This window comes from Gilvibacter sediminis (assembly GCF_028561565.1).
Classification (GTDB): domain Bacteria; phylum Bacteroidota; class Bacteroidia; order Flavobacteriales; family Flavobacteriaceae; genus Gilvibacter; species Gilvibacter sediminis.
Genome location: NZ_JAQQTE010000001.1, coordinates 832,422 through 846,554 on the forward strand (window position 1 = coordinate 832,422; position 14,133 = coordinate 846,554).

Genomic DNA, 14,133 nt, shown 5'->3' on the forward strand with positions numbered 1-14,133 from the left:
TATCACCATTCTCGTCGGTATAGGTCAAAAGACCTGTCGTCCCATCAAAAGCTACAACAGTTACGGTTTCGTAGTTGTCGATGATCGTTGCCAGGTCAATTACTGTATCTGCACCGTCTTCATCCGTATAGGTTAAAGTACCGTCTCCGTTGTCGCTTAAAGTAGTAAGCGTCTCAAAGTTGTCGATTGCGGCTAGTACATTGAAAGTAGTGTCATCCCCGTTCTCATCGGTATAGGTCAATAGGCCAGTGGTTCCATCAAAGTCAACGACAGTTACAGTCTCATAATTGTCAATGATGGTGGCTAAGTCAATTACCGTATCCGCTCCATCTTCATCAGTGTAGGTCAAAGTACCATCGCCGTTATCAGAAAGGGTAGTTAAGGTCTCAAAGTTGTCGATGGCAGCAAACACGTTGAAAGTGGTATCATCACCGTTTTCGTCGGTATAGGTCAAAAGACCTGTCGTCCCATCAAAAGCTACAACAGTTACGGTTTCGTAGTTATCAATGATGGTCGCTAGGTCGATTACTGTATCCGCTCCATCCTCATCGGTATACGTAAGCGTTCCGTCTCCGTTGTCACTTAAAGTAGTCAACGTTTCAAAGTTGTCGATTGCGGCTAGTACATTGAAAGTAGTGTCATCCCCGTTCTCATCGGTATAGGTCAATAGGCCAGTGGTTCCATCAAAGTCAACGACAGTTACAGTCTCATAATTGTCAATGATGGTGGCTAAGTCAATTACCGTATCCGCTCCATCTTCATCAGTGTAGGTCAAAGTACCATCGCCGTTATCAGAAAGGGTAGTTAAGGTCTCAAAGTTGTCGATGGCAGCAAACACGTTGAAGGTAGTATCATCACCGTTCTCGTCGGTATAGGTCAAAAGACCTGTTGTCCCATCAAAAGCTACAACAGTTACGGTTTCGTAGTTATCAATGATTGTTGCCAGGTCGATTACCGTATCAGCTCCATCCTCATCAGTATAAGTAAGTGTACCGTCACCGTTATCAGAAAGGGTAGTTAAGGTCTCAAAGTTGTCGATTGCGGCTAGTACATTGAAAGTAGTGTCATCCCCGTTCTCGTCGGTATAGGTCAAAAGACCTGTCGTCCCATCAAAAGCTACAACAGTTACGGTTTCGTAGTTATCAATGATTGTTGCCAGGTCGATTACCGTATCAGCTCCATCCTCATCAGTGTACGTAAGTGTGCCGTCTCCGTTGTCGCTTAAAGTAGTTAGCGTCTCATTATTGTCAATGAGCTCTCTGAGGTTTATAGTAAATACTTCTCCAGCTTCATTGGTGTAGGTCAATTCACCAGTCGTTCCATCATAAGCCGCAACAGTAACGGTCTCAGCATTCCCAACGATGGTCGATAGATCAATCACCGTATCTATACCGTCCTCATCCGTGTAGGTAAGTGTTCCGTCTCCGTTATCACTTAAAGTAGTTAGCGTCTCATTGTTGTCAATGAGTTCTCTTAGGTTTAAGGTGAAAATATCACCTGCTTCATTGGTATATGTAAGTTCACCTGTGGTTCCATCATAAGCCGCTACAGTAACGGTCTCAGCATTCCCAACGATAGTCGATAGATCAATCACCGTATTTATACCGTCCTCGTCAGTATAGGTAAGTGTTCCGTCACCGTTATCAGAAAGGGTAGTCAGCGTCTCGTTGTTGTCAATTAACTCTCTTAGGTTTAAGGTGAAAATATCACCTGCTTCATTTACGTAAGTAAGTTCACCGCTTGTTCCGTTGTAGTCCGCTATAGTTACGGTTTCAGCATTTCCGACAATGGTATTTATGTTGATGACGGTATCAACACCATCTTCATCGGTATAGGTTATGGTTCCATCACCGTGATCGGTTAGGGTAGTAAGAGTTTCATTATTGTCAATGAGCTCTCTGAGGTTTATAGTAAATACTTCTCCAGCTTCATTGGTGTAGGTCAATTCACCAGTCGTTCCATCGAAGGCTGCAACAGTTACAGTTTCGTGTTCGGTAATAATTGTTGCGAGATCAATCAGTGTGTCCGTTCCTGCTTCATCCGTATACTTAATTATACCGCCTCCAATATTTTCAAGCACTGTTAAGGTCTCTACACTACTCAGATCTACAGTTACAGGAGCACCATCGCCATTATTAAAGGTGAAGGTGCCATCACCATTATCCACCAAGGTAGCATTGGCAATTATTGTTGAGGTGCCTTCTTCATTGGTGTAGGTGTATGTACCGTCGTTGTTGTTGACCAAAGTGGTATTGGTCTCATCAGGAAGCATGGTACATAGACTGTTCCAAGAGTCGTTGTTAAATTGATACAGACAATCTTCGTCTGTATTATAGACCAATGCACCATTCAAAGGTGCGATGGCATTCATTTCTGAAGTTGAAATACGCGTAACGACCAGGACTCGGTCGCTGCTTTCTAACTCAAGTAGTGAGTTTACATCGATTACATTAGGGTTGTCTCCTACTTTCACCTGGGCAAAAGCGGTCACAGACAACAATAAAAACAATGCTGGGGGGAGCAGTTTTTTCATGGTTGAGGATTGAAAAGTCGAATGCCAAAAATAAAGTCTGGAATTTTATTTAAAGAAAAATTACAGATTAATCGCACAAAAATGTCGTCAAAATGCATAAAAACATCGACGAACTACACATTTAAGTAGGATAAAGTGCTTAACCGAATAAAATTTTGACTAAGTCCCCAACTTTCGATATGGATAGGACTTCAATAGAATAGTCTCCAGAATTGACCTTATTTTGATCTGAGATCACAATGCGCTCAAAACCGAGTTTTTCGGCTTCGGAGATGCGTTGTTCAATACGAGTAACTGCTCGGACCTCTCCAGACAAGCCTACCTCTGCAGCAAAGCATTGCGATCGGTCCACAGCAATATCGACATTAGAAGACAATATGGCTGCTGCCAATGCTAGATCTATAGCCGGGTCTTCTATGCGAATTCCACCTGTAATATTCAAGAACACGTCTTTGGCGCCTAATTTGAAACCAGCTCTTTTCTCTAACACTGCCAAGAGCATATTGAGTCTTTTCACATTAAAACCAGTTGCCGAGCGCTGTGGTGTTCCATATACCGCGCTGCTCACCAAGGCTTGCACTTCAATCAATAAAGGTCGCATACCTTCTAGAGTCGCAGCGACTGCCGTACCGCTCATAGGTTCTGTAAATTGTGATAAGAGGATCTCAGATGGATTGGTCACCTCCCGCAGTCCCGTACTTTGCATTTCAAAGATTCCAAGCTCATTGGTGGAGCCAAAACGGTTCTTATGGGCTCTCAGCAAGCGGTATACATGATTTCTATCGCCTTCAAATTGAAGCACCGTATCTACCATATGTTCTAAGATCTTCGGTCCTGCAATATTCCCGTCCTTGGTAATGTGTCCAATTAAAATTACAGGAGTATTGGTCTCTTTGGCAAATTGCAGCAATTCTGAAGTGCTTTCTCTGATCTGCGAAATACTGCCCGCGCCACTTTCTATATGATTGGTATGTATGGTTTGAACCGAATCAATTACTAGTATCTCCGGTTGTACTTCCCCGATATGTCTAAAGATCTGTTGGGTTTGTGTTTCGGTCAGGATAAGACAATGATCGGTATTTTCTGCAAGGCGAGAAGCTCGCATTTTAATTTGCTGAGCACTTTCTTCTCCGGATACATATAAGGTCTTGGCCTTGAGTTGCAATGCAACTTGAAGCATGAGCGTACTTTTGCCGATACCAGGTTCACCACCCAAAAGGACTAATGATCCAGGAACCAATCCGCCTCCTAGAACACGATCCAATTCCTCATTACCTGTGGCTAGGCGTTTTTGAGCCTCTAAAGAGATCTCGGAGATCTTCACCGGTTTAGGAGCGCGTTTGGAACTGCTGCTTTCTGCTTCCCAAGTTTTGGCTTTATCGGCCTTTTGGATCACCTCCTCGTTAATGGTGTTCCACTGTTTACAGGAATTACACTGCCCTTGCCACTTGGCGTATTGGGCACCGCAATTCTGACAAAAGAATGCTGTTTTGGTTTTGGCCATATCAATCCCGAAAATAATCATATTTCTGCGCTCGGAGAAATTGAGAAAGAGATCTTTTTAGCTGAAGTTAACGATGTCAGATTACTTCACTAAAAAAAAGGACTGTTTCACTAAAAATATAGCTTTAGTACTTGGTATTGGATTAATTTTCGGTAGCACTTTCCCAAAGCTACCTATCTGCTGCACTATCAAACTGCCGGAACATGGCAGGTAACGCAAATTGTGGTGCGGCAGTAATTAAAAAGCCCTGCGATTGCAGGGCTTTTTTTTACCATCCAAAGTCTTCTTTGATTTTATCGGCTTTATCTAACATGAGGTCTATGGTTATGAAGTCAACCTCTTCTTTATCGTAAGCTCCTTGATAGGTGCGCATCGCCTTTTTGGGTTCGCCCATCTCCTCGTAGTGACGAGCGAGGTAATAGTCGCCCAAGACCGTATCGGGATACTGACTTCTGGCCAGTTTGGCAATTTGCCCAAGCGCTTCCCATTTCTGAGTTTTCTCAGCAGCTGTTGCTACCGCAATGATATCTTTTACACGAATAGTGTTCTCAAGGCCAAAAAGTTCTTTAATGGTCGCATACTTCTCCATTAAATAGTCATAAGGAGAGCCGGGAAGTTTAAGCAGAACCTCTTTGTATTCCTTTTTGCTGATGGGACGATACACTTGAAATATCTGTTCCAAAGCACGTGGAATAGCACGACCTACCAAAGAGTAATGGGTCGCACCCTCAAAATTGTCAAAGTAATACTGCAAATTAGGGCTGTCAATCACCTTCAATCTTTCGTTGAGGTCCACGGAGATGTCCATGAGATCTTTTACGTCATCCGTACCTGTGGCCAAGTAATAGAAGATCTTGTCTTCAATGCTCGGGAGTCTTTCTGCCAATCGCTCATCCATCAGAGGAGCTAGATCAGGACTCAGTGAAATATATCCTTGAAATAAAGGGGGTTCTTTAAACAGATAGTAATTGATGAAGTTGGCTGTAAAGTCATGTCCAACAGCAATGACAAATTTTGCCGTACGGTAATTATCGTCCAAAAACGGGATCAACTCCATCCCCACGAATTCAAAAAAGGCCGCGCCTGTTTCTGCTGGAAAGAATTCAGTATCGTCATAATAACAGTCGTCATAACGCTGATCACCTGTTTGCATGATGCCAACTACAATGGCTTCTGGCATGTCCTCCCAGTAAGAATAGTAATCTACATTTCCCGCAACGGGTTCAAAAAGGTAGTTGCCGTCTAGAGCTATTACTATGGGGTAGACTTTGTCTTGTTCTGAATTGTACGATCTTGGAAGTTGAATCTTGAGCTTTCGATTTTCCCCCAAACGCTCGGAGGCAAATTCTTCATAAACAACTTGGGCTTGGAGCATTCCAGAGGTACTCACTGCCAGTAGTAGCAGTACTAAAATACGCTTCATGATAAGGGACTTAGTTAATTATGTCCCGTAAGGTAAAAAATTATTTCTTGGCATTGAGAATAGGAAGCAGTAAGAAGGATAGGCCACCAATGATAATGTTGAGTACAGTCTGCGATCCCCAGATCACCCAGCCATAGGCCTCACCTTGTTCTTGCGGTATTCCAGAGAAGGCAAAAACGGCTCCAATGATCAATGGATAAGGGAATATTCCGAGGCCGCCATTGGTTGTAGACATAGAAAAACTACCCGCCACAAAAGCTACCATTATTGTTCCCCAAGGGGTCTCTTCCATATTGGGTACGGCGTATTTGATCACCCAGAACATCAACACATAAAAGACCCATATCAGCAAGGTTTGGAAAATAAATGCACCCTTATTTTTCATTTTAAGGATGCTTTTAGTGCCTTCAAGGATTCCAGTCAAAAAGGTGTTGAGTTTTTGGATCCAACGGTTATTGCTGTTTTTGATGACTTTAATAGCGACGATCAAACCAATAAATCCAACGGCAATGGCCGCCACAGCCCATAATGGATTTACGTTTTGACTTTCAAAATAATTGAGCAGGTTACCGCTCTGAAGACCAAATGCAGTCGCAACAACAATGATCAGGAGGATCAAGTCTGCAACGCGTTCAGAGATGATGGTGCCAAATGCTTGTTCAAATCGGACCTTTTCATATCGTGCAATAGTAACGGCTCTAAGAACCTCTCCAGATCTTGGAATCCCTAGGTTGGCTACATAGGCCACCATAACCGCCATAAAACTATTGGCCAATCGAGGCTGGCATCCCAAAGGTTCCAATAAGTATTTCCAACGGTAAGCTCGGATAAAGTGACTAACAAATCCCAACAATAAGGAAACCCCAATCCAAAAGGGATCGGCGGTTTTGATGTTCTCCCAAAGCGCGGCTCGGGAATCAGGTCCCATTTTACTCAATGAGATCCATATCAATGCAACTCCAATTCCTATTGGAACTCCAATTTTTAGGAATTTGAGCAGGCCTTTTTTCAAACTTAATGGGCTATTGCAGGAGGTTGTTCTCTTCGTTAGGGAATACTAAGGCTGGTTTGAACTCTTTTGCTTCTTCCATGCTCATGATCGCATAAGTGATCAAGATCAGGATGTCTCCAGGAGCTACTTTGCGCGCTGCAGCACCGTTCAAAGTGATCTCGCCACTGTTGCGGGGCCCGGGAATTGCGTAGGTCTCCAAACGTTCTCCGTTGTTGTTGTTTACGATCTGCACCTTCTCTCCCTGAACAATATTGGCGGCGTCCATTAGATCTTCATCTATGGTGATACTGCCTATATAGTTAAGATCAGCTCCGGTAACTTTTACCCGATGGATCTTTGATTTTACTACGTGAATTTGCATGCTGTAAAGGTATTAATTTTACCCTAGTTAAGTCCCATATTGTCAATCAACCTTACCTCTCCGGCAAAGGCTGCTAAAAAAGCGCGATAGGTATTGCTCGGGTGTTTTCTGTATGCGGTTTTTAAATTGTGTATACCGGCGATCTCAAAATACTCCAACTCTAAAATAGGATGTGCTGCAAAAGCAGCTTCTGCTTCGCGGACAATAGCAGGGATTGATTTGTGTTTAAAGTCCTCTTGCGCCTTCTTGAGGGTTTTGTAAATAAAAGGCGCTGCGGCCAACTGCTCGGGAGTCAATCGGCGATTTCTAGAGCTCATGGCCAATCCATCCTCTGCGCGGTGTATGGTACAACCAATGATGTTCACGGGCAGATTTTCCAACTCGACCAGTTTGCGAACGATCTGTAATTGCTGAAAATCCTTTTCTCCAAAATAAGCGTTTGTCGGTTCCACCGCTCTAAACAGTAAATTCAAAACAGTTCCCACACCGTCAAAATGTCCCGGTCGGTGACGGCCTTCCATTTCTGAGGCTATTGCTCCAAATCGGTAGGATTTAGACACTACTTCTCCTCGGTAAAGATCGGTCGCTTCTGGAGCATAAACTACGATCTTGGGGTCAATGGCGTTTAGAAAGGTCAAGTCCTGCTCAAAAGGGCGTGGATATTTTTCCAGATCGGCTGCATTATTGAACTGAGTAGGATTGACAAAAATACTGACCACAACGCAGTCATTTTCTGACAAAGCTCGGGTCACTAAAGAGCCGTGGCCATCGTGTAAGGCACCCATGGTCGGCACAAAACCGATCTTCCCTCCTTGCTTGCGCCAAGGGGCAAGGGTTTGGGTTAAATCTGATGTAGAAGTACAAAGTGGCATACGCAGCTGCTAGAAAGCCCGCAAAATTAAGAGTTTAGCGGGAATCTGCATAAAATTTCGTAATTTTGCAAAGTTTTTGAAAAACATCACTAATTAACAATTCTGTATGAAAGATAAAAGAATCTTGTATGTGTCTTCTGAAGTAATCCCTTATTTGCCAGAGACCGAGATTTCTTCGATGTCGTTTGAAGCCCCCCGTTTAGTAAACAACAATTCAGGCCAGATTCGAATTTTTATGCCGCGCTACGGCAACATCAACGAGAGACGTCACCAACTTCATGAGGTGATCCGTCTGTCGGGAATGAACCTGGTAATCAATGATATGGACATGCCATTGATCATTAAAGTAGCATCGATCCCTAAGGAGCGTATGCAGGTATACTTTATTGACAATGAAGAGTACTTCAAGCGCAAGGCAACCTTCGCCGATGAAGATGGAAACCTTTTCCCAGACAATGACGAACGTGCGATCTTCTTCGCGAAGGGAGTTATTGAAACTGTAAAGAAGCTCAACTGGGCTCCAGACATTATTCACGTTCACGGATGGTTGGCTTCCTTGTTTCCGCTCTATCTGCGTCAGTATTACAAAGAAGAACCACTTTTTGAAAACAGTAAAATTGTGACTTCCGTTTACAATACCGGCTTTGATGGAACGTTAGATAGTTCCATGGTTGAGAAGGTTAAGTTCGACGGAATTGAAGGCGATGCACTTGACGAATTGAATGAAGCCGATTACAACAGCATTATGCGTGTAGCTATTGCGCACTCAGACGCTGCTATCATTGGCTCAGAAGAAATTCCTCAGGAATTGGAAGATTATCTTAAAAAATGGGATAAGCCTGTGTTAAACTTTCACAATAAAGATTCCTTTTCCGAAGCGTATTTGGACTTTTACAACTCCAAAGTGTTATAATTTTATGAAAAGCGTATTGAAAAGCTTGAACACCTATCGCGTGTTTCTAGCGGCCTTGGTATTAGGTGCTATCACCATTGCCTGTGATGAGGATTCCGTTACCCTGGGAGGTAATATTATTGGAGGGAATAATTTTGAGACGAGTATTTTTGAGGATACCCAAGTGGTATCTTACTCGGCGCGTACACCACGCGTTCAAACTAACGGTTTGTCTTCTTACCAATTGGGTACTTACACGGATCCGGTTTACGGCAACACGACTTCAAATCTTTTGACCCAGCTGCAATTCAATCAGCCTGGGCCAAACTTCAACGATAATCCAGAGTTTCAAAAGGTAATTCTGTCCATCCCGTACTTCAGTACTTTAGACATTACGGCGGATGAATCTAACATCTACATTTTAGATTCTGTTTACGGAGACCAGCCTGTACAACTACAGATTTTTAGATCGAATTTCTTTTTACAGGATTTTGACCCAGATTCTGGTTTTGAAGATCCGCAAGATTACTATTCCGATCAAGGGCCAACTTTTGAAAGCTTTTTGGGCGAGTTGATCTATGAAGATCTCAGCTTTTTCCCATCGGCAGAGGCTATCATTTTAGATGAAGGAGAGGACACCGAAGAGGTTATCGCTCCGGAATTCCGCGTGGAATTGCCCGTAGACTTTTGGACCGAGTTGATCTTAGACATGGAGGGTTCTCCAGAATTGAGTTCCAACAATGCCTTTAAGGATTACTTTAGAGGAATGTACTTTAAGATCACTCCTTTGGGTGATGAGGGCGTACTCTTTTACTTTGATATCACAGAGGCATCCATGACCATTGAGTACACTTATACGGCAATTGACGTGGCAGATACTGATGAGGATGGCGATACTACAGATACTATTACCATTGAAGAAGAGGTAGACTTTAACTTCCAAGGTCAGACCATCAATGTATTTGATTCTAATTACAGCCCAGCGATCGACTTACTTTTAGCCGATCAGGATACAGACAACGGAGAGCCTTACCTTTACTTAAAAGGAGGAGAAGGTTCTATTGGTGTTATTGAACTGTTTGGGCCAGATACCGATGGAGACGGTGAGGCTGATCAGTTGACGGAGCTCAAGGCCAACGATTGGTTGATCAATGAAGCCAATTTGGAGGTTTTTGTAGATCGCGACCAAGTACCGGGAGGCGATACAGAACCAGAAAGACTCTTTTTGTATGACCTAGATAACAGAAGAGTTTTGATCGACTATGAAATAGACAATACTTTTGCCAACAACCCCAACGAGTTCAAAAGTTCGCATTTAGGTCCTGTTCAACGTGATGCCAGTGATAACGGCATCAGCTATACATTACGCCTAACAACGCATTTGAACAATATTGTTCGCAGAGATTCTACCAATATTAGATTGGGTCTTGCTGTTGTTCAAGACGTAATTAGTTCTAATTTTAGAACAGTGGAAACTCCAATTTCAGAGGATATTAATAATGTTCCTTCTGGTGGCATTAATTCACAGCAAGGAACTATTTTGCATGGTAACGCTTCTCCGGATTCGGCCAAGCGTTTGAAACTGACAATCTATTATACAGACCCCGAGTAATACCTAAGAACTATGTGTGGAATTGTAGGCTACATTGGCCATCGTGATGCTTACCCAATTATACTCAACGGACTTCGACGTCTGGAATACCGCGGATATGACTCTGCAGGTATCGCCTTGTATGATGGAGAAGACATTCAATTATGTAAGACAGCAGGAAAGGTAGAAGACCTTTCAAAAAAAGCCGATGTTCATATCTCTAAGAACGGGCATCTTGGTATAGGGCATACCCGTTGGGCAACCCACGGAGTCCCAAATGATACTAATTCTCACCCCCACGTTTCCAACAGCGGAGACCTGGTGCTCATCCACAACGGGATTATTGAGAATTACGCCACTATTAAAAAAGAGTTAGAAACTCGCGGTTATACTTTTAAATCTGATACCGATACGGAAGTATTGGTCAATTTGATCGAAGAGATCAAAAAACAGAAAGACGTTAAGCTTGGAAAAGCTGTTCAAATTGCTCTGAACCAAGTTGTTGGAGCCTACGCGATAGCGCTTTTTGACCGAAAGAAACCCAATGAGATCATTGTCGCAAAATTAGGTTCTCCCTTAGCCATTGGAATTGGAGAGGAGGAATTCTTTGTTGCCAGTGACGCCACGCCATTCATTGAATTTACCAACAATGCCATCTATTTAGAGGATGGTGAGCTTGCTATTATTCGTTTGGGTCGAGAGGTTCGCGTGAGAAAGATCAAAAATGATAAACGTGTAGATCCTTCCATTCAAGAGTTAAAGCTCAATCTGGAGCAAATTGAAAAAGGCGGCTACGATCACTTTATGATCAAAGAGATCTACGAACAACCAAACGTTATAAAAGATACCTACCGAGGTAGATTGTTGCCAGATCGCGGAATAGTGCGTTTGGGTGGATTAGAAGATCACATTCAAAAATTCATGAATGCAGACCGAATCATAATTGTGGCCTGCGGAACCAGCTGGCACGCCGGTTTGGTAAGTGAATACATTTTTGAAGAATGGGCTCGTATTCCAGTTGAGGTAGAATACGCCTCAGAATTTAGATACAGAAACCCGATCATTACCGAGAAGGATGTGGTTATCGCCATTTCGCAATCCGGAGAAACTGCAGATACCTTAGAAGCTATTAAGCTGGCTAAGCAGCGCGGTGCCTTTGTATACGGAGTTTGTAATGTTGTTGGATCCAGTATTTCTAGAGAAACCCACAGTGGAACCTATACCCACGCCGGTCCAGAGATTGGAGTGGCTTCTACGAAAGCATTCACCACACAGATCACCGTATTGACCTTAATGGCCTTGCGTATTGCTCAAGAAAAAGGTGCGATGTCACAAAGTGACTATATGATGCACCTGCGTGAGTTAGATCTCATTCCAGAGAAAGTAGCCGAAGCACTCAAGACCAATGACCATATTGAAGCCGTTGCAGCCCAATATAAGGACGCAGCTAACTTCTTGTATCTAGGGCGCGGATATAATTTTCCCGTAGCCTTAGAAGGTGCTTTAAAGCTCAAAGAGATCTCTTATATCCACGCAGAGGGTTATCCAGCGGCAGAGATGAAGCACGGACCTATTGCGCTTATTGACGAGCAAATGCCCGTAGTAGTTATTGCTGTTAATAGTGATCACTATGAAAAAGTGGTAAGTAATATACAAGAGATTAAAACCCGTAAAGGAAAGATCATTGCTGTAGTTACAGAAGGAGATTCTACCGTAACGGAATTGGCTGATTATGTGATGGAAGTGCCTAAAACTCCAGAAGCATTAAGTCCTTTGGTGACCACAATTCCATTGCAATTATTGTCTTATCACATAGCCGTAATGCTCGGTAGAAACGTGGACCAACCACGAAACTTAGCCAAGTCGGTAACAGTAGAGTAAAAAATTCTCAAAAAAAGCATTTATGCCTCCCATTTTTTCGGTTAAAGAACTATCTTTGCACCGTTAAAAATGAGGGGCTTATTAGCTCTTCTAATTGAAGAAATTAAATCCGAACAAATGTCAGACGTTTCAGGTAAAGTTGTACAAATTATCGGACCTGTTGTAGACGTAGAGTTTACAGGCGGTCAGGAACTTCCAAAAATTTACGATTCTCTAGAAGTTGCCTTGGGCGGAGGAACCTTAGTACTTGAGGTTCAATCGCATATCGGTGAGAACACAGTTCGCACCATCTCTATGGATTCTACAGACGGTTTGAGCCGTGGGGTAGATGCTAAAGTAACCGGGCAGCCGATCCAGATGCCAATCGGGGAAGATGTTTACGGACGTCTTTTCAATGTGATTGGAGATGCGATCGACGGAATCGGGAACCTTCCTAAAACAGGAGACAACGGACTTCCTATTCACCGTGAAGCACCAAGATTTGAAGATCTTTCTACATCTACAGAGGTGCTTTTCACCGGGATTAAAGTAATTGACCTTATCGAGCCTTACGCAAAAGGTGGTAAAATTGGTCTTTTCGGTGGTGCAGGTGTAGGTAAAACAGTATTGATCCAGGAACTGATCAACAACATTGCAAAAGGACACGGTGGTCTTTCAGTTTTCGCCGGTGTAGGTGAGCGTACTCGTGAAGGGAATGACTTGCTTCGTGAGATGTTGGAATCTGGAATTATCAAATACGGTGACGACTTCTTGCACTCTATGGAAGAAGGCGGATGGGATCTTTCTAAAGTAGACAAACAAGCTATGAAAGATTCTAAAGCAACATTTGTATTCGGACAGATGAACGAACCTCCAGGAGCACGTGCTCGTGTAGCACTTTCTGGTTTGACCATTGCTGAGTACTTCCGTGATGGTGCTGGAGATGGACAAGGAAAAGACGTACTTTTCTTCGTAGATAACATCTTCCGTTTTACACAAGCAGGATCTGAGGTATCTGCACTTCTTGGTCGTATGCCTTCTGCGGTAGGTTACCAACCAACATTGGCAACTGAGATGGGTGCTATGCAGGAGCGTATTACCTCCACCAAGAAAGGGTCTATTACTTCTGTACAAGCGGTATACGTACCTGCGGATGACCTTACTGACCCGGCTCCAGCGACAACTTTCGCTCACTTGGATGCAACTACAGTATTGTCTCGTAAAATTGCTGAGCTAGGTATCTACCCAGCGGTAGATCCACTAGATTCTACTTCTCGTATCCTTACTGCTGACATTCTAGGAGACGAGCACTACAACTGTGCGCAACGCGTAAAAGAGTTGTTGCAACGTTATAAGGAACTTCAAGATATCATCGCGATTCTTGGTATGGAAGAACTTTCTGAAGAGGATAAAATGGCCGTAGGACGTGCACGTCGTGTACAGCGTTTCCTATCTCAGCCTTTCCACGTAGCAGAGCAGTTTACTGGTATTCCTGGAGTACTTGTAGATATCAAAGAAACAATCAAAGGATTTAACATGATTATGGACGGTGAGTTAGACCACCTTCCAGAAGCAGCATTTAACTTGAAAGGATCAATTGAAGAAGCAATTGAGGCTGGAGAGAAAATGTTAGCGGAAGCTTAATTACCAAATAGATAAGAAATGCATTTAGAAATCGTAACTCCAGAAGCAACACTATTTAGCGGCGAGGTAACCTCTGTTGCTGTTCCCGGTGTGCAAGGAGAATTCCAAATGCTGAACAATCACGCAGCCACTGTATCTTTGCTAGGCCCTGGAACCGTAAAGGTTTGGGGAGATGTAAAACTAGACGAAGAAGTAGCCGATAAATTTACGCAAGGTAAAGACGGTATTACGCGTTTGGAGATCACCTCCGGAACTGTGGAGATGAGTGACAACAAAGTGATTGTCTTGGCAGATTAAGTCATAGAACACAATATAGAAGAGCCTTTCCTCAACGGAAAGGCTTTTTTTTTGACCAAAACCACGTAGAAACCCCCTGTTTTGACTTTAGTCAGTAACCGACATTTACAGTCGATCACTAAAACCTTGACCATAAAGGAAGCG

11 protein-coding genes are annotated in these 14,133 nt (G+C 43.2%); 5 read left to right on the forward strand and 6 right to left on the reverse strand.

Translation table 11 applies throughout. The features are described 5' to 3' along the window. From POW22_RS03715 to panC, 6 genes are all read right to left on the reverse strand, one after another. Positions 1 to 2,533 (reverse strand): beta strand repeat-containing protein (locus POW22_RS03715; protein WP_272831274.1); only part of this gene is annotated, 2,533 nt, incomplete at its 3' end. A gap of 139 nt (positions 2,534 to 2,672) precedes the next feature. Further along, the gene (gene radA, locus POW22_RS03720) at positions 2,673 to 4,037 is read right to left on the reverse strand and encodes a DNA repair protein RadA (RefSeq protein WP_272831275.1); all 1,365 of its coding nucleotides are present in this window, start codon (positions 4,035 to 4,037) and stop codon (positions 2,673 to 2,675) included. Between the two features lie 268 nt (positions 4,038 to 4,305). Next, the gene (locus tag POW22_RS03725; RefSeq protein ID WP_272831276.1) at positions 4,306 to 5,460 is read right to left on the reverse strand and encodes an alpha/beta hydrolase; all 1,155 of its coding nucleotides are present in this window, start codon (positions 5,458 to 5,460) and stop codon (positions 4,306 to 4,308) included. A gap of 40 nt (positions 5,461 to 5,500) precedes the next feature. Next, positions 5,501 to 6,472, reverse strand: a complete 972-nt coding sequence (locus POW22_RS03730; RefSeq protein WP_272831277.1) for a lysylphosphatidylglycerol synthase transmembrane domain-containing protein — start codon at positions 6,470 to 6,472, stop codon at positions 5,501 to 5,503. A 10-nt stretch (positions 6,473 to 6,482) separates the two neighbouring features. After that, the gene (gene panD, locus POW22_RS03735) at positions 6,483 to 6,833 is read right to left on the reverse strand and encodes an aspartate 1-decarboxylase (protein WP_272831278.1); all 351 of its coding nucleotides are present in this window, start codon (positions 6,831 to 6,833) and stop codon (positions 6,483 to 6,485) included. A gap of 23 nt (positions 6,834 to 6,856) precedes the next feature. Continuing rightward, entirely contained in the window at positions 6,857 to 7,705 is an 849-nt protein-coding gene (gene panC, locus POW22_RS03740; protein ID WP_272831279.1) for a pantoate--beta-alanine ligase, read from the reverse strand. A gap of 106 nt (positions 7,706 to 7,811) precedes the next feature. Here panC and POW22_RS03745 point away from each other — a divergent pair, with 106 nt between their 5' ends. The 5 genes from POW22_RS03745 (at position 7,812) to POW22_RS03765 (ending at position 13,989) form a co-directional block, all read left to right on the forward strand. Next, positions 7,812 to 8,618: a glycogen/starch synthase gene (locus POW22_RS03745; RefSeq protein ID WP_272831280.1), complete on the forward strand. Its 807-nt coding sequence runs from the start codon at positions 7,812 to 7,814 to the stop codon at positions 8,616 to 8,618. Positions 8,619 to 8,622: 4 nt separating this feature from the next. Continuing rightward, positions 8,623 to 10,209, forward strand: a complete 1,587-nt coding sequence (locus POW22_RS03750) for a BamH family beta-barrel-assembly machinery protein (protein ID WP_272831281.1) — start codon at positions 8,623 to 8,625, stop codon at positions 10,207 to 10,209. A 12-nt stretch (positions 10,210 to 10,221) separates the two neighbouring features. Further along, positions 10,222 to 12,069, forward strand: a complete 1,848-nt coding sequence (gene glmS / locus POW22_RS03755; protein ID WP_272831282.1) for a glutamine--fructose-6-phosphate transaminase (isomerizing) — start codon at positions 10,222 to 10,224, stop codon at positions 12,067 to 12,069. A gap of 117 nt (positions 12,070 to 12,186) precedes the next feature. Further along, entirely contained in the window at positions 12,187 to 13,692 is a 1,506-nt protein-coding gene (atpD, locus tag POW22_RS03760; RefSeq protein ID WP_272831283.1) for a F0F1 ATP synthase subunit beta, read from the forward strand. 18 nt (positions 13,693 to 13,710) lie between these two features. Then, positions 13,711 to 13,989 (forward strand): FoF1 ATP synthase subunit delta/epsilon, encoded by a 279-nt coding sequence (locus tag POW22_RS03765; protein ID WP_272831284.1) that lies wholly within the window; start codon positions 13,711 to 13,713, stop codon positions 13,987 to 13,989. The last annotated feature ends 144 nt before the right edge of the window (positions 13,990 to 14,133 follow it).

Excerpts from the sequence above, each read along its gene's own strand:
- radA (WP_272831275.1), bottom strand. The coding sequence starts at position 4,037 with ATGGCCAAAACCAAAACAGCATTCTTTTGTCAGAATTGCGGTGCCCAA.
- POW22_RS03725 (WP_272831276.1), bottom strand. The coding sequence starts at position 5,460 with ATGAAGCGTATTTTAGTACTGCTACTACTGGCAGTGAGTACCTCTGGA.
- panD (WP_272831278.1), bottom strand. The coding sequence starts at position 6,833 with ATGCAAATTCACGTAGTAAAATCAAAGATCCATCGGGTAAAAGTTACC.
- panC (WP_272831279.1), bottom strand. The coding sequence starts at position 7,705 with ATGCCACTTTGTACTTCTACATCAGATTTAACCCAAACCCTTGCCCCT.
- POW22_RS03745 (WP_272831280.1), top strand. The coding sequence starts at position 7,812 with ATGAAAGATAAAAGAATCTTGTATGTGTCTTCTGAAGTAATCCCTTAT.
- POW22_RS03750 (WP_272831281.1), top strand. The coding sequence starts at position 8,623 with ATGAAAAGCGTATTGAAAAGCTTGAACACCTATCGCGTGTTTCTAGCG.
- glmS (WP_272831282.1), top strand. The coding sequence starts at position 10,222 with ATGTGTGGAATTGTAGGCTACATTGGCCATCGTGATGCTTACCCAATT.
- atpD (WP_272831283.1), top strand. The coding sequence starts at position 12,187 with ATGTCAGACGTTTCAGGTAAAGTTGTACAAATTATCGGACCTGTTGTA.
- POW22_RS03765 (WP_272831284.1), top strand. The coding sequence starts at position 13,711 with ATGCATTTAGAAATCGTAACTCCAGAAGCAACACTATTTAGCGGCGAG.